The 14,677-nt window shown below is 68.1% G+C and carries 14 protein-coding genes; 12 read left to right on the top strand and 2 right to left on the bottom strand.

Going from position 1 to position 14,677, the window contains the following annotated elements:
* Positions 1-4 precede the first annotated feature (4 nt).
* The 6 genes from ACLJOU_RS42530 (at position 5) to ACLJOU_RS42505 (ending at position 4,746) form a co-directional block, all read left to right on the top strand.
* The gene (locus tag ACLJOU_RS42530) at positions 5-199 is read left to right on the top strand and encodes a hypothetical protein (RefSeq protein ID WP_410574955.1); all 195 of its coding nucleotides are present in this window, start codon (positions 5-7) and stop codon (positions 197-199) included.
* The gene (locus tag ACLJOU_RS42525) at positions 199-570 is read left to right on the top strand and encodes a hypothetical protein (protein ID WP_410574954.1); all 372 of its coding nucleotides are present in this window, start codon (positions 199-201) and stop codon (positions 568-570) included. Before ACLJOU_RS42530 ends, ACLJOU_RS42525 begins: the two co-directional genes overlap by 1 nt.
* Positions 567-986: a hypothetical protein gene (locus ACLJOU_RS42520; protein WP_410574953.1), complete on the top strand. Its 420-nt coding sequence runs from the start codon at positions 567-569 to the stop codon at positions 984-986. The genes ACLJOU_RS42525 and ACLJOU_RS42520 overlap by 4 nt, the downstream gene beginning before the upstream one ends.
* Positions 983-1,387: a pilus assembly protein TadG-related protein gene (locus ACLJOU_RS42515; RefSeq protein WP_410574952.1), complete on the top strand. Its 405-nt coding sequence runs from the start codon at positions 983-985 to the stop codon at positions 1,385-1,387. Before ACLJOU_RS42520 ends, ACLJOU_RS42515 begins: the two co-directional genes overlap by 4 nt.
* A gap of 52 nt (positions 1,388-1,439) precedes the next feature.
* Complete coding sequence (locus tag ACLJOU_RS42510) at positions 1,440-4,094, top strand: LysM peptidoglycan-binding domain-containing protein (protein WP_410574951.1); 2,655 nt, start codon at positions 1,440-1,442, stop codon at positions 4,092-4,094.
* A 184-nt stretch (positions 4,095-4,278) separates the two neighbouring features.
* Entirely contained in the window at positions 4,279-4,746 is a 468-nt protein-coding gene (locus ACLJOU_RS42505) for a hypothetical protein (protein WP_410574950.1), read from the top strand.
* 8 nt (positions 4,747-4,754) lie between these two features.
* On the opposite strand, the gene ACLJOU_RS42500 is transcribed toward ACLJOU_RS42505, so the two are convergent.
* A protein-coding gene (locus tag ACLJOU_RS42500; RefSeq protein WP_410574949.1) for an IS5 family transposase occupies positions 4,755-5,557 on the bottom strand; the annotation gives its coding sequence in 2 pieces (ribosomal slippage) (positions 4,755-5,221 and positions 5,221-5,557; 804 coding nt in all).
* A gap of 664 nt (positions 5,558-6,221) precedes the next feature.
* On the opposite strand from ACLJOU_RS42500, the gene ACLJOU_RS42495 reads away from it, so the two are divergent.
* From ACLJOU_RS42495 to ACLJOU_RS42485, 3 genes are read left to right on the top strand one after another with little or no spacing between them, the layout of a single operon-like run.
* Positions 6,222-6,821, top strand: coding sequence for a TetR/AcrR family transcriptional regulator (locus tag ACLJOU_RS42495; RefSeq protein WP_410574948.1), 600 nt, complete (start codon positions 6,222-6,224; stop codon positions 6,819-6,821).
* A gap of 24 nt (positions 6,822-6,845) precedes the next feature.
* On the top strand, positions 6,846-7,661 hold the full coding sequence (locus tag ACLJOU_RS42490; RefSeq protein ID WP_410574947.1) for an alpha/beta fold hydrolase: 816 nt from the start codon (positions 6,846-6,848) through the stop codon (positions 7,659-7,661).
* 19 nt (positions 7,662-7,680) lie between these two features.
* On the top strand, positions 7,681-8,292 hold the full coding sequence (locus ACLJOU_RS42485) for a hypothetical protein (protein ID WP_410574946.1): 612 nt from the start codon (positions 7,681-7,683) through the stop codon (positions 8,290-8,292).
* 27 nt (positions 8,293-8,319) lie between these two features.
* On the opposite strand, the gene ACLJOU_RS42480 is transcribed toward ACLJOU_RS42485, so the two are convergent.
* Complete coding sequence (locus ACLJOU_RS42480) at positions 8,320-8,712, bottom strand: hypothetical protein (RefSeq protein ID WP_410574945.1); 393 nt, start codon at positions 8,710-8,712, stop codon at positions 8,320-8,322.
* A 726-nt stretch (positions 8,713-9,438) separates the two neighbouring features.
* Between ACLJOU_RS42480 and istA the strand changes: the two genes are divergently transcribed.
* From istA to ACLJOU_RS42465, 3 genes are read left to right on the top strand one after another with little or no spacing between them, the layout of a single operon-like run.
* Positions 9,439-11,091: an IS21 family transposase gene (gene istA / locus ACLJOU_RS42475; protein ID WP_410574944.1), complete on the top strand. Its 1,653-nt coding sequence runs from the start codon at positions 9,439-9,441 to the stop codon at positions 11,089-11,091.
* Positions 11,088-12,887, top strand: a complete 1,800-nt coding sequence (locus tag ACLJOU_RS42470) for an aldehyde dehydrogenase family protein (protein WP_410574943.1) — start codon at positions 11,088-11,090, stop codon at positions 12,885-12,887. Before istA ends, ACLJOU_RS42470 begins: the two co-directional genes overlap by 4 nt.
* Positions 12,884-14,290 (top strand): adenylosuccinate lyase family protein, encoded by a 1,407-nt coding sequence (locus tag ACLJOU_RS42465; protein ID WP_410574942.1) that lies wholly within the window; start codon positions 12,884-12,886, stop codon positions 14,288-14,290. Before ACLJOU_RS42470 ends, ACLJOU_RS42465 begins: the two co-directional genes overlap by 4 nt.
* The last annotated feature ends 387 nt before the right edge of the window (positions 14,291-14,677 follow it).

The raw sequence follows: 14,677 nt of genomic DNA, 5'->3' as shown, positions 1-14,677 counted from the left end.
GATCATGTTGGACAAGATCACGTGCGGGTGGCTCTACCTCCAGGCGCGCCTGAGCCAGTTCGCCGAAGAAGGTGAACGGGGCGACGAGAACATCACCAAGGCGTTCTACGCGGCGCTCGGCATCACCGTCGCCACGCTGATCGGCGCCGGGATCACGGCCTTCGTCAACGGCAAACTCCCGCTGATCGGCGGCCACTGATGCTGTCCGGTGAACGCGGCGACGACAACGTCGCCGCAGCTATCGTCTTCAGCGCCATCCTGCTGGTCGCCTGGGCGATCCTCCAGGTCGCTGTCGTGCTGCTCGGTCGCGGTGTCGCGATCGAGGCCGCGCGCGATGGCGTCCGCGCGGCGCGGCTTCCGCCGGTGGACACTGCGGCCGCCGCCTCCGCCGCGACCGGCTACGTCACTCGCGCTACGGGATCGTGGCTGAACAACATCGCCGCGCACGCCGGGACCGACGGCCGCAACGTCACCGTCACGGTCACCGGTGTGGCCGTTTCGCTGGTGCCCTTCGCGCGGTTCTCGATCAGCCAGACCTCGTCCGGCCCGATCGAGGAGCTGCAGCCGTGAAGCCGTCCGAGCGGGGCGACATCACCGTCGAAGCGGTGGTCGGTGTCGTCGCGCTCTTTCTGATCTTCGGGCTCGGCCTGGCCGGCCTACGTGTGCTCGTTGCCGACGCGGCTATCGACGACGCGGCTCGCTCAGCAGCCCGAGCGGCGTCGATCGCCCACGACGGTCAGGCCGCCGCGATCAAGGCGGATCGTCGCGCCCGCGCGGTGCTCGCCGAGCAGCGGCTCGCGTGCAGCAGCCTGGACGTGAACGTTGACGCCCGCGACTTCGCCAAGCCGCTCGGCGAGACCGGATACGTCGTCGCGACCGTGACCTGCATCGTGCCTCTCTCCGACGTGGTCCCGGGGATCGGTGGTTCGAAGACGCTCCGCTCGGAGTTCCGGTCACCGATTGACCGGTTCGGAGCCCGGTCATGAGGTCGCTACGCGGTGAACGCGGCTCGGCGTCGGTGCTGATCATCGGACTGAGCGTCGCCGTGCTGATCGGTGTCGGGTTCGCTGTGGACGGTACTCGAAAAGGGCAGGCGTACTCCCAGGCGACGTCGATCGCAGAGGAAGCAGCGCGCGCCGGCGGTCAAGCACTGCGCGCCCGTGCGCTGGCCGAGGGCGCCGACGTGGACGTGGATCCGCAGGCAGCCGTGGTCGAGGCGCAGCGCTACATCGCTGCATCGGGAGCGAGTGGGACGGCGCGCTGGTCAGGCGGCCGCCTCGTCGTCGAAACCACGATCACCCGGTCGACCGTCTTCCTGGGCTCGATCGGCATCTCCGAGTTCACCGTCCACGGCAGCGGAACGGCGGCCGTGGTTTCCGCGGGATAGGAGGAGTGCGATGCCTACGAGGGCTACACGGCTTGCAGCGGTCCTGGCGATCGTGGTGACGATCATCGTGGCGCCGCCATTGGCGCTGTGGCACTTCCGGTCGGCGTACCTGCCCGACCACATGCCGAACGCCGCCGAGGCAGTCGCGTGGTTGACGAGCGAGGACAACGGCCGGCTCTTCCTGCTCCTGTTGGTCGGCGCCGGCATAGTCGCCTGGCTGCAACTGGTCGTGGCGATCGTGCTGGAGGTGCTCGCCCGGCTCCGCGGGTTGAACGCTCCTCGTCTGCCCGGCTTCGGCTGGGCCCAGCGCATCGCCGCGGCTCTGCTGCTGGTCATGCTGACCGGCACGGCGGCCGAGGCAGCGGAGCCGCCCGGCGACGAAGCTCAGCCCACGCACGTGGTCGTCCCCGGCGACAGCCTGACGAAGATCGCCGCAGGTGAACTCGGCAGCCCGGCACGTTACCGCGAGGTCTTCGACCTCAACCACGGCGTCCGACAACCGGACGGTCGCTCCTTGCAGGACCCAGGCCTGCTCCGGCCCGGCTGGGTCCTGCAGCTGCCACGCGACTCCGACTGCGAAGAAATCGTCGTTCGCCCCGGCCAGACGCTGTCCCAGATCGCCCGCGAACAACTCGGCGACGCTGCACGCTACCGCGAGATCTTCGACCTCAACCGTGGACGACCCCAGCCGACCGGACACCAGCTGGATGATCCCGACACGATCCGCCCCGGCGACATCCTTCGCATACCCCGCCTGGCGCAGCCGGCCGCGGGCGGCGGCGGAGCTCCGGCCGCCACTTTCCTCCGTGCTTCGGAGACCTGCCAGACTCCCGAACCACCTCCGCCCCCGCCTCCCCGACCACCAGCGCCACCGTCATCGCCGCCGAGCGTGCGGCCGCTGGCTCCGAGCGACCATCCTTCGCGTTCGGTCTCGCCGCCTGCGGACGCTGACGACGGATCTTCGACCGTGATGGTGAGCGTCGGCGGACTGCTCGCCGCCAGCCTTCTAACGCTCCTGGCGGTCCGTCGACGACGCGCTCAGCAACGCCGGCGTCCAGGCTCCCGCAGCCTGCAGCCGGGCCAGCTCGAGCGCGCCCTCCACACTGCGGCACAACCTGCCACCGTCGAAGACCTCGACGAGGCCCTGCGAACGCTCGCGCGACATGTCGGAGGTGATCTGCCGAAGCTGCGGGCGGTCAAGGTCCGAGCCGACGGGATCAAGCTTCAGCTCGCCGGGCCGAGCAAGCCGGTCGAACCCTTCGTCAAAACTGGTGCGTCCGAATGGGAGCTGGACCCGGCGGCGCACCTCGACGGCGAGCACGTCGCACCGCCATATCCCACGTTGGTGTCACTCGGACACACCGTCGACCGTGAGCTCGTACTGATCGATTTGCGAGAGGCCGGCGTCCTCACCCTCGGCGGCGACCGCGCTGCGGTCGAGCCGGTCGTACTCGCGATGGCGTGGGAGCTCGCGACGGCTCCGTGGGCTGCGCGGACGCAGGTCACGCTGGTCGGCACGGGGCAGACGTCGGCCGAACGTCACCCGGATCGCTTCCGGTTCGTGCCGGGCTGGGACGAAGCCATCGCCTCGCTCGAACCGCCATCGGACCGGCCCCAGGTGCTGCTGTCAACCATCCCGTTGACCAGCGACATCGCGCAACGGCTGCTGCCCGGTGGCCTGGACGCCGTCGTGGCGGCTCACGGCTACGACGTCCGGCTGCCGGGTGCGTGGCACCTCGACGTGGCGAATCAGTACACGCCGGTGGAGACATTGGGCGAAGACGTCGAGTTGCAGAGGCTCTCCCCGGCACAGGTCGGCGAACTCGTCGCAGCGCTCGCCGACGCGGACGAGCCCGATCAGGGGCCAGCCGACCGGCGCCGAAATGTTCCGCAGGAGGAGAGCGACGTGCCGGACCCTGTCCGCGTACGTGAACCTGCGGTCGCGGTCTCATTGCACCCCACCGCGACGCCTTCACTTCAATTGCTGGGACCGGTCCGGCTGCACGGCGCCGACCCGCAAGCGGTGGAGGGTAAGAAGCTCAACCGCCTGACCGAACTGGCCGCGTTCCTCGCCCTGCATCCCGGGGTGACGGCCGATGAGATTTCCCGCCAGCTCGGCACCGATGCGCAGTCCTGGTCTGCAGCAACCCGCCAGGGCTACATCTCACGGCTCCGGACCTGGCTCGGCCGCGACGAGAACGGCGAGCTGTACGTGCCGAACGTCGACGTCCGCCATGGCGGCTACCGGATGTCGCACTCGTTCACCTCGGACTGGCAGAGGTTTCGAGACCTCGCGCGCTGCGGTCTCGCCGAGCGAGACTGCGTGGTCTCGGACCTGCAGCAAGCTCTGGACCTGGTCCAGGGAACGCCGTTCGGCAACGTCCCACCCGGCCGATATGCCTGGAGCTCATGGCTCCAGCGAGAGATGATCGATGCAATCGTCGATGTCGCGCACACCCTGGCCGACGCCTACCAGAAGGCTGGCAATCTCCCGGCGGCGCGCCGAGCGGCGATGCGCGGGCTGTTGGCCGAACCTGTGAGCGAGATCCTCTACCGAGACTTGCTCCGCACCGAGTATCGCTCCGGAAATCTCGCCGCCGTCCGCGAGACGGCCGACAAGCTCGCGGCCCTTGCGGACTCGCTCGACGTGGAGCTGGACCAGGAAACGAGCGCCCTGGTGAGCACGCTTTTGGCGGGCCGGTCGTAGCGAACAAGTTCCCCGATACCGGCGGGTCAGTTCCGTGACGTGTCTCGCCGTGGTCTCGCAGGCTCGAGACTATCCGGCTCACGCTTCGGTAGCGAATGCAGCATCCGGATGCATCATTCCCACTGCCGTGAACCCGTGACTCAGCCAGGCGAGGTGCCCGCCTTCGGTCTGGATAGGAGACAGGGTGGACGTACGGTCAGCGGCTCAGGGGAGCAGCGAGCAGCTTCTCGCTGCCTTGGTTCTTGAGCCGCGTCGAATCGACGAGCCTGTGGCGCCGCTACCGCTCGGCCTGCTGCGTTCCGAAGGCGTTGATCTGTCGATGCACCACGCGTTGGGACGAGTCGATTGCTCGGGCCGGGTTTCCGCACGTGGTCTCTTGAGCGAGCTGGCCTGGAAGCGAGGAGACGCGATATCGGCTCGGGCCCAAGAGGACAGAGTAGTTCTGGCCAGGACGTCGACAGGCACACATTTTTGCCGTGGTAACGGATTCCTGGCCATCCCGCTGAATGCGAGGCAGGCTGCCAGGATCGAAAAGGGCGACACAGTCCTCCTCTCTGCCGCACCGAGGCACGACCTGATCATCGTCCACAGCAGGGCGGCTCTCGACGCCATGGTCCTTGCCGACATCCGCCACTGGGTGGGCCGGCTGTGACTAAGGGATCAGTTCAGAATGAGTTTGCGGAGGCAGATGACGGAGCAGGCGAGGCTGAGGATGGCTTGGTGGACGTCGGCTCGTCGTTCGGTGCGGATGCGCAGGCGTCGGAAGTTCTTCAGCCACGCGAAGGTGCGTTCGACCGGCCACCGAACTTGGCCCAGGCCGGAGCCGTGCTCGACGCCGCGGCGGGCGATGAGCGGGGTGATGCCGCGGGCGCGGACCAGGCGGCGGTACTTGTCGTGGTCGTAGCCGCGGTCGGCGTAGAGCCGCCGCGGTCGGCGACGTGACTTGCCGACCGCGCCGCGGATGGGCGGGATGGCGTCGAGCAGCGGAATCAGCTGGGTGACGTCGTTGCGGTGGCCACCGGTGAGTGTCACGGCGAGCGGGATGCCGGTGGCGTCGGTGATCAGATGGTGCTTGGAGCCGGGTTTGCGGCGGTCGACCGGGCTGGGCCCGGTGTGGTCCCCCCTTTGAGCGCACGCAGGTGGGTGGAGTCGACCAGCGCGGCCGAGAGGTCCAGCAGTCCGGCGGCACGCAGCTCGGCGAGCAGGCGTTCGTGCAGCTGCTGCCAGACGCCGGCCTCGTGCCATTCGGTCAGCCGCCGCCAGCAGGTGGCTCCGGAGGCGCCGAACAACGCCGCGGGCAGGCGGTTCCAGCCGATGCCGGTGCGGATCACGTACAGGATGCCTTCGAGTGCGGCGCGGTCGTCGGCACGCTTGCGGCCCGGGTAGCGGAACCGCCGTGGGCGCACCGGAAGGAGCGGCTCGAGCCGCTCCCACAGCTGGTCGGTCAGAACCTCCTCACGCATACCAAGATTCTGGAAAACCTGCAGTCCACGCAAAGACGACACGCCGACTCATTCTGAACTGACCTCTAAGTCAAGCGCTTGTCGGACCGCACGGATGACGAGCCGACAAGCGCCCTGAGGTCAAGCTTTGGCGGCGCTGGTGTTGACGTCGCCGTTGACGCCCTTGGCGAAGAAGCCGTGGCGTTACCGCGGTTGTCGCTGAGCCCTGGTCATCGGCGGCGGGGCCGTCGAGGCTGACGGGGGCGTTGGACAGTTTGATGGAGGCTTCGCGCAGGTTGCGCCGAATGTCCCGAGGATATCGGCGGCAACTTCGCGGTAGGTCTTGTTCGACGGCAGCGTCGAGGTACCGACCGGCCCAGACCTCGATCGCGTCCGGGGCGGCGAGACCGCCGATCGGCAGCGGCCCAACTTTTCGTGAAGGCAATCTGCGCCGATCCGGCCGAGCCTCGATCTCGGTCACCTGGGCGGTCATGGTGCCAGGATACCGGTTGCCTTCACAGAGAAGGCCTTCCCTGAAGCCAACACAGCCAACAGACGTACCAGATCTGCTCGTAGATCCGTCTTGCGAATGCTTGAAAACTCAGCTGGCCTGAGGGTCGGAACCTACCTTCAGTACACGACGTGCAATCTTGCACTATGTGCATCGAGTCGCTAGTTTGGTGTCGTGGGAGCCGATGAACGCTCAGCCAACCGGCGCGAGCGCCAGAAGTTGGCCACCCGGCAGCAGCTGAGCCGGGCGGCTCTGCGCCTGGCGGTTGAACGCGGCCCGGCGCACGTCCGCGTCGAGGAAATCGCCGCTGAGGCGGACGTCGCGTTGCGGACTTTCCACAACCATTTCGCCAGCAAGGAAGAAGCCATAATGTCCGTCGGTGTCGAACGGGCGGCTGCGATCAGCGCCGCGCTCGGTCGTCGCCCAGCCGGCGAGTCGCTCGTGGATGCTCTGGCCACGGTCTTCTCCGAGCAGTACGGCTTCGACGGAGACCTCGACGACCGCTGGTTGGCCGGGGTCCGGCTGGCCATGTCCACACCAGGGCTGCGTGGCGAGTACCTAAAGACGCTCGAGTCTTCAGAGCAGGCGCTCGCCGTGGCCATCGCCCAGCGGATCAGCGTACCGGCGGACGACCTCGGCCCACGTGTACTCGCCGCAGCTGTGTCCGGAGCGGTCCGCGTGGCGGTCGCCCACTGGCTGAACCACGGACCGGCAAACGGCCTGCCATCGATCCTGCACAGCGCCATCAGGTCGGTCGTGGCCGACCGATCCTGACCCATCCCTACGAAAGGGCAGATCATGACCACCCTCGTGGAGGGCACGCTTGCCGTGCCCGGAGCAAACCTGTACTACCAAGTCCGTGGCGCAGGACCGACCCTGCTTCTGATGTCCGGCGGGCACGGCGACGCGAACAGCTTCGACGGCATGGTTGCCGCTCTGGCCGAGCACTTCACGGTCGTGAGCTACGACCGTCGCGGCTACAGCCGAAGCCCCTTGGCTGACCCTGCGGCGCCGCAGACCGTTGCCACACATGGCGATGACGCAGCGGCGCTGCTCCGTACGGTGGACAACGGCCCGGCTCATGTCTTCGGCACCAGCGCGGGCGCAGTGGTCGGACTCGATCTCGCCGCCCGCCATCCGGCGCTCGCGCGCACCCTTGTCGCGCATGAGCCACCGATAGTTCAGCTGCTCCCGCCAGCGGAACGCCCGACGGCACCCGTCGAGCTGCTGGAACAGTTGCGCGTCGCCGGACCGAGCGCGGCGATGGATATTTTTCGGGCGATGCTCGACGTCGACCTCGACGACCGCGAGCCGGAAGTCAAACTCCGTCCCCAGGATCCTGCTCGGGCCAAGGCCAACGCCACGTTCTTCTTCACCCACGAGGCAGCCGCTCTGGAGCAGTTCACCCCGGACATCGCGGCGCTCAAGGCATCGCCGGTCCGCCTGACTTTAGCCGGCGGCACGACCGGACACGAAACCTTCCCGTATCGCTGCGCTGCCGTCCTCGCCGAACTGGTCGGTCTCGCGTTGGCCCAGTTCCCGGGCGGCCACGCCGGATTCACTACCCACCCGCGGGCATTCACCCAGCAACTCCTCGCAGCCCTCGTCCGGTGACGCAGAACTACGCACGGAAATGCCATCGACTAGCGGCGCCGAGGACGCCGCGCCGTTCACCGTCGAGGAACTGCTCGCCGGGATGATCGCGACCACCGGCCTCGACGCGGACACCGTCACCAGATGGATCGAATCCATGTGGACGCCGGACGCGATCCAGATGCGCGCGGGCGTCCTCGGCGGCGCCATGGACCCCGCCACCGGCTACTTCCGCACGCGAGCCTGGCGCGCGGCCGAGTTCCCCGCCGCCAACATGGTCGCCGACGCGCACCCGCTGGCCCGGATGTACGCCGCCACCGTCAGCGACGTCGACGGCCTGCGGCTGCTCGACCCGTCGACAGTCAAGACGATGACGGCCGTCCAGACCGACAAGACGACGATGTACGGAGTGCCGGCCGACCTGGACATCCCGGCGGACCGCTCGTTCAACGCAGGATGTGGCTGGCGCAGAACTGCGAGCCCAGCCACATCTGCGACACAGGCGGGAGGTCGCCGGCGACCTCCCGCCCAGCCGCGGAACGAGGCAATCGCTCGTAGGCGGCCAGTTGCCCCCGGCTGTCGTCCAAGGACTCGTCGTCGTCCGGCAGTGCCTCGTCGAGGTTGGCCACTGCCCAGAGGATGCCGAGGGTGAGGTCGTCGAGTGCGTAGGCACGCGACATCAAGAGCCGCGACTGATCGGGTGTCCCGGCCAGGCGGCGGCGAGCCTGCCGGGTGTCCAGCCCGAACGGACCGGGGCCGGGACCGCGCCCGTCCCCTTGGGTGACGCCGACGACCAGTCCACGCCGGGGCCGCCGCAGGAACGGATCGTCGGCGAACCCGGTCGCCGTTGGAACTCCGCCCTGCGAGCTTGATCGATCTGGGCCTGGAAGGTGGCCTGTTCGCGTTCGAGCCGCGCCTGGATGCTCGCCACGGTGTACGCCTGGTTCCGCGGCTTCACCGGCCGCCTGGCCCAGCGAACCCAGACCCCGCCGACAAGCGCCAGACCCATCAACGCCAGGCCGACGATCACACCTGGATCACCCTCGCGCACCGCCTCCAGCAGCGTCCTCATGCGATTAGCCCCTCAGCGCGATTGCGGTCAGCCGCGTCACTGGGCCGGGAGTGGTCGGGGGAGAAGGTTGTGCACCGCACGCTGGGCCGTCGTGAGGTCGATCGAGTGCGGGCTGCGTTCGTACGCCACGCCGAAACGGTCATCGTCGCGATGCCGGGCGATCGCGAGGTCCCCTCGGGTAAGCGGCTCAAGCGCAGGCCGCAGCTGCAGGTGGACTGTCAGACGGTGGACGTTGACCAGCAAAAGTGTCGCATTCGTTTCGGGTGGACCTACGGTCCAGGTGTCCTCGACCGGGTCTGTGACCCGCTCTGCGCGATGACAAAAACGACCGAGCGTCCGCCCTCGAGTCCGAAACCGCATTTCGGCCCGCGCCGCTGTGCCTGGGGCTGAGTACGACACGGCGGACAGGCTGCCACCCGCAGAGCCCTCGCGCGGAGGGCGAGTCGTCGCCCATCCGTATGAATCGAGGCTTGCTCGTTAGTCGGGGCAAGGTCGAGAGCCAGGAACGGCGCGAAGGCCCGGTCAGACGCTGGCTCGGATCTTGTCATTTGAGCGAAGGAGTCGGCGCCATGACTGGCCGTGGCATCGTGGTTTGGCCCCGGTTTGGCACCGCGAGTGGGACCCACCGATCGGGGGATTTGTTCGGTGACGTGTGGCGCGTCGGCGCGTCGGATGAGGGTCCTGGGTGGACAGTGCTGGTGAGGGGTTGTCCGCTTGGGAGCCGGAATGGTGACCAGGGTGGAGTTGTTCGCGCTGATCCGGCGGGATGCCCGGGTGGAAGGGCTCTCGGTTCGGGCGTTGGCTAACCGGCACGGTGTGCACCGCCGGACGGTCCGTCAGGCGCTGGCCTCAGCGGTGCCTCCGCCGCGCAAGACGCCGACGCGGCCTTCTCCGGTGACCGGTCCGCTGCGTGGCGCGATGGACGAGATGCTGCGGGCGGATCTGGACGCGCCGCGGAAGCAGCGGCATACCGCGCATCGGATCTGGGAGCGGCTGGTCGACGAGCACGGCGCGATGATCGCTTATCGCACGGTGTCGAAGTATGTCGCGGCCCGTCGATCGCAGATTGCACCGGAGGCACGGATCCGAGCGGGTGTTATGGACGGATTTGTCCCGCAGACACATCTTCCGGGCCAGGACGCGGAGGTCGACTTCGCTGAGGTTTGGGTGAACGTTGGCGGTGTCGACACGAAGTGTTTCCTGTTCACGTTGCGAATGTCGTTCTCTGGCAGAGCAATCCATCGCGTGTATTCGTCGCAGGGGCAGGAGGCGTTCTTCGCTGGTCATGTCGCCGCGTTCACCGAACTGGGTGGCGTCCCGGCCGGAGAGATCCGTTACGACAACCTCTCATCAGCGGTCCGACGAGTCTGCTTTGGAAGATCACGGATCGAGACCGACCGGTGGGTGCTGTTCAAGTCCGCCTACGGAGTCACGAGTTTCTATTGCATGCCAGGCAAAGAAGGTGCTCATGAGAAAGGCGGTGTCGAAGGCGAGGGCGGCCGGTTCCGGCGCCGCTGGTTCGTCCCGGTCCCGGCGATCGCCGATATCTCCGGGCTGGCCGACATCAATGACCGGCTGGCTGCGGCGGACCTGGCCGAGGACGCCCGCCACATCGACCAGCGGACCAGCACGATCGGGCAGGACTTCGCGCTGGAGGCGCCGCTGCTGGCGCCGTTGCCGACCGACGAGTTCGACATCGCGCTGACCACGACGCCGCGGGTCGACCGATACGCCAGGATCACCGTCCGCCAAGCGCTCTACTCGGTCCCGGCGCAGCTGATCGGGCAGACGGTCCGGGCGAAGCTCGACGCGGAAACACTGGTGGTGCTGCACGGATCGACCGAGGTCGCACGGCACCCCCGGTTGACCACCAAGGGCGGGCAGCACCTGGTGCTGGACCACTATCTCGAGGTCTTGGCCGGCAAACCCGGTGCCTTGCGCGGAGCGACCGCGCTGGTCCACGCGCGGCGGAAAGGCTGGTTCACCGCCACCCACGACGCGTTCTGGGCCGCCGCCCGCGCGAAGCACGGCGACCAGGCCGGCACCCGGTTACTGATCGAGGTTCTGCTGCTGCACCGGCGAATGAGCCATGCGTACGTGATCGCTGGGATCCGCACCACACTCGAGGCCGGGTCGGTTTCACCGGATGTGGTGGCGATCGAGGCCCGCAAGCACGCCGCCGCGGCCGGCGACACCACGACACTCCAGCCGCCGCAGCCCCGGAGCAGCCGCAGCAAGGTCGTGTCCCTGCCGGAGCGTCGCCGCGATGCCGATCTGCCGCAGGACTCCCGGCCCGCGCCGCCGTCGGTGGCTGCCTACGACGAGCTGCTCACCCACCCCAGCGCCATCCGCACTTCCATGAAGGGGAACGCGTCATGACCCGCACCACCGCCCGCGGCCGGGACCAGATGACCGAGGAAGCCGCCGACGTCGCGATCGAACAAGCCTGCCGGATCCTGCGGCTGCCCACGATCCGCGACCGGTTCGGCGACCAGGCCGCCGCCGCGGCCCGCCAGCAGGCCACCTACAAGAGCTTCCTGTCGGAGTTGCTGTTCATCGAGTGCGAGGACCGCGAGGTCCGCCGCAAAGCCCGCCTGGTTAAACAGGCCGGGTTCCCGCGCACCAAACGCATCAAGGACTTCGACTTCGCCGCGAACCCGAACGTCCCACCCGCACTCGTGCACACCCTCGCGAAAGGCGCGTGGATCCGCGCCGGGCAGCCAGTCTGCCTGATCGGAGATTCCGGCACCGGCAAGTCCCACCTGCTGATCGGGCTGGGCACCGCAGCCGCGGAGGCCGGGTTCAAGGTCCGCTACGTCACCGCGGCCGCCCTGGTCAACGAGCTCGTCGAGGCCGCCGACGACAAACACCTGTCCAAGACCATCGCCCGCTACGGCCGCGTCGATCTGCTTTGCTTGGACGAACTAGGACATCTCGAGCTGATCGAGCGCATCGACGAGTTCGCGTTGCTGATCACCCTGGAGATGGGCAAGTCGTTGGCCGAGTCCCGGGCGGAGGTCGAATACGGCGCGAACTACTTGCGCTGGTTCGGTGAGGAAGCCGTCCGGATCGACGGGAGCTGGAAGGTCAGCGAGGACGGTACCGCCCGGGTGCTGGTCACCCGGCAGCCGGTCGGGCCCTGCCTGCTGATCACGCCGTGGAACGCGCCGCTGGCCATGCCGGCCCGCAAGATCGGCCCGGCCGTGGCGGCCGGCTGCACCATGGTGGTCAAGCCCGCGCCGCAGACACCCCTGACGGCAGCTGCGCTGGCGGCGCTGCTGACCGAAGCCGGCCTGCCCGATGGCGTGCTCAACATCGTTCCCACCACCCGAGCGGCCGCGATCACCGAGCCCCTCCTCCTGGACGGCCGGCTGCGCAAGTTGTCGTTCACCGGCTCCACGCCCGTCGGCCGCACGTTGCTGTCCCAGGCCGCCGGCACCGTCCTGCGGACCTCGATGGAGCTGGGGGGCAACGCTCCGTTCATCGTCTGCCGCGACGCCGACATCGACGCCGCGGTCGAGGGTGCGATGACCGCCAAGCTCCGCAACGTCGGTGAGGCCTGCATCGCCGCCAATCGCTTCCACGTCCACGCCGACGTCGTCGACGAGTTCGGTGAAAAGCTCGTCGCGCGCATGGCCACCATCACTGTCGGTCCCGGCACGGACCCCGGCTCCGACCTCGGGCCGATGATCGACGCACGCCAGCGGCGCCGGGTCGCGGACCTGGTCGACGAAACGGTCGACGCGGGCGCCCGGGTGCGCACCGGCGCCCGGGTTCCCGAGGGACCGGGCTACTTCTACCCGCCGACCGTGCTCACCGACGTCCCCGCCGGTACTCGCATCACGCGCGAGGAGATCTTCGGCCCGGTTGCGGCCATCCGGACCTTCACCACCGAAGCCGAAGCCCTGCGCGACGCCAACGACACCGAGTTCGGTCTCGTGAGCTACCTCTACACCCGAGACCTGGGGCAGGCGCTCCGGATGAGCGAACAGCTCGAAACCGGCATGGTGGGCCTCAACCGCGGCTACGTGTCCGACCCGAGCGCTCCCTTCGGTGGCATGAAGCAGTCCGGCATCGGCCGGGAAGGGGGTAACACCGGGATCGACGAGTACCTGGAGCAGAAGTACGTAGCCATCCACATGGGTACTCCCCGGCGTGGGGAGGACGGGCGATGACCGGCAGCACCGTTTTCGACTCGTTCCTGTTCCGGGACCTGTTCGGTACGGCCGAGATGCGGGCGGTCTTCTCCGATCAGTCCTATGTGGAACTGGTCGTTCGCGTCGAAGTAGCCTTGGCCAAGGCGGAGGCGCAGGCCGGCGTCATACCGCGCCGCAGTGCGGACGTGATCGCGGCATCGTGCGACCCGGCGCGGCTCGACCGCGATCGGCTCCGCCGCGACACGGAGACGGTCGGATACCCGATCCTGCCCATCGTCGGACAACTCGCCGAGCAGTGTGGTGACGCCGGCGGATATCTGCATTGGGGAGCCACCACCCAGGACATCATGGACACGGCGACGGTTCTCCAGTGCGCCGAGGGCCTGACCCTGATCTCGGAGGCGCTTGATCGCCTGCGCGCGCACTTGCGCCGGCTGGCCGTGGAGCACATCGACACGGTGACCGCCGGCCGGACTCATCTCCAACACGCTCTGCCCGTCACCTTCGGCTACCGGGTGGCCGTCTGGTTGTCCGCGCTGGACCGTCATGCCGATCGGCTGACCGCGGTGCGGGAGCGGGATCTGATGGTGCAGTTCGGGGGAGCGGCCGGAACCCTGGCTTCGCTCGGCCCGGGCCCGGCCGGCCTTCGGGTACGGGCCGGACTGGCGGCGGAACTCGGCCTTCGCGACCCCGGGATCACGTGGCACGTCGCGCGGGACGGGCTGGCCGAGATCGTCGGCCTGCTCGCGGCGATCGGGGCTTCGGTCGGCAAGATCGGCACCGATGTCGCGTTGATGTGCTCGACGGAGTTCGGCGAACTCGCCGAACCATTCGTGCCGGGCCGGGGCGCCAGTTCCACCATGCCCCAGAAACGCAACCCCATCTCCAGCGAAGTCATGGTGGCAGCGGCGAAGCTGCTTCGTGACAAGTCCTCCGCCATGCTCGACGCGATGATGCAGGACTTCGAGCGCGCCACCGGCCCCTGGCACGTCGAATGGGTGGTGGTCTCCGAGGCATTCCTGCTGCTCGCCTCGTCGCTTTCGCAGGCTGAGCAGACGATGGCCGGTCTGCGGGTCGATGCGGAGCGAATGCGAGCCAACCTGGGCTTGACCGGCGGGCTCATCGCCGCGGAAGCCGTGATGATGGCACTCGCGCCCGAAATCGGCCGTCAGCACGCCCACCAACTCGTCTACGCTGCCTGCAGCCGAGTACGGGATACCGGCACCGAGTTGGCCGTCGAACTGCGAAAGGCCCCCGATGTCGTGGCAATTCTCGGCATCGATCGAATCGACGCCCTGTGCGACCCCGCCGGTTACTTGGGAAGTGCCCAGGCCATGGTCCGCAGCGCAGTGGGGCTTGCCGCGGAGCCAACCGACGCGCAGGACGGAGACGGCACTCGCCGGATCGAGGTGGGTGAATAGCCGTAAACCAGGAAGCAGAGGGAGCAAGAGTTCGCTCGTCGTCTGGACGGATGACCGAGGCGCGATTGCCTCGAGCAGCACCACAAGCTGGTCGAGATCTTCCACGACCGGCAACGCCGCCACTCCGGCTCGGAAACCTCACCCCGGTCGGGTATGAGGGGTTCCAGGGACAACGACAACGCGCCTGATAGTCCTTTCGAACTTTGCTGATCCACGGTCGACGTGTCGAGCTTGCGCAGGCTCCAGCGGTTCCCCAGCCTCGTCGACTCGGGCAACCGCGTCCTTGGCGGAGTCGAGTTCGCTGTCGCGGCAGCGGTGACGGTCTGCGGTGCTTGGTCGGTTGTGATTACGCTCAGTCTCGATTACTACTAATTGAAAGTAGCTCAC

This window comes from Amycolatopsis sp. cmx-4-61, from assembly GCF_046548775.1.
Lineage (GTDB): Bacteria > Actinomycetota > Actinomycetes > Mycobacteriales > Pseudonocardiaceae > Amycolatopsis.
The sequence above is the reverse complement of the archived record's forward strand: the minus strand, read 5'-3'. Positions and strand labels throughout refer to the sequence as shown.

Coding starts and splice junctions, on each gene's coding strand:
- ACLJOU_RS42485 (WP_410574946.1), top strand. CDS start 7,681: ATGCCATCGACTAGCGGCGCCGAGGACGCCGCGCCGTTCACCGTCGAG.
- ACLJOU_RS42490 (WP_410574947.1), top strand. CDS start 6,846: ATGACCACCCTCGTGGAGGGCACGCTTGCCGTGCCCGGAGCAAACCTG.
- ACLJOU_RS42530 (WP_410574955.1), top strand. CDS start 5: ATGTTGGACAAGATCACGTGCGGGTGGCTCTACCTCCAGGCGCGCCTG.
- ACLJOU_RS42515 (WP_410574952.1), top strand. CDS start 983: ATGAGGTCGCTACGCGGTGAACGCGGCTCGGCGTCGGTGCTGATCATC.
- ACLJOU_RS42525 (WP_410574954.1), top strand. CDS start 199: ATGCTGTCCGGTGAACGCGGCGACGACAACGTCGCCGCAGCTATCGTC.
- istA (WP_410574944.1), top strand. CDS start 9,439: ATGGTGACCAGGGTGGAGTTGTTCGCGCTGATCCGGCGGGATGCCCGG.
- ACLJOU_RS42465 (WP_410574942.1), top strand. CDS start 12,884: ATGACCGGCAGCACCGTTTTCGACTCGTTCCTGTTCCGGGACCTGTTC.
- ACLJOU_RS42470 (WP_410574943.1), top strand. CDS start 11,088: ATGACCCGCACCACCGCCCGCGGCCGGGACCAGATGACCGAGGAAGCC.
- ACLJOU_RS42480 (WP_410574945.1), bottom strand. CDS start 8,712: ATGAGGACGCTGCTGGAGGCGGTGCGCGAGGGTGATCCAGGTGTGATC.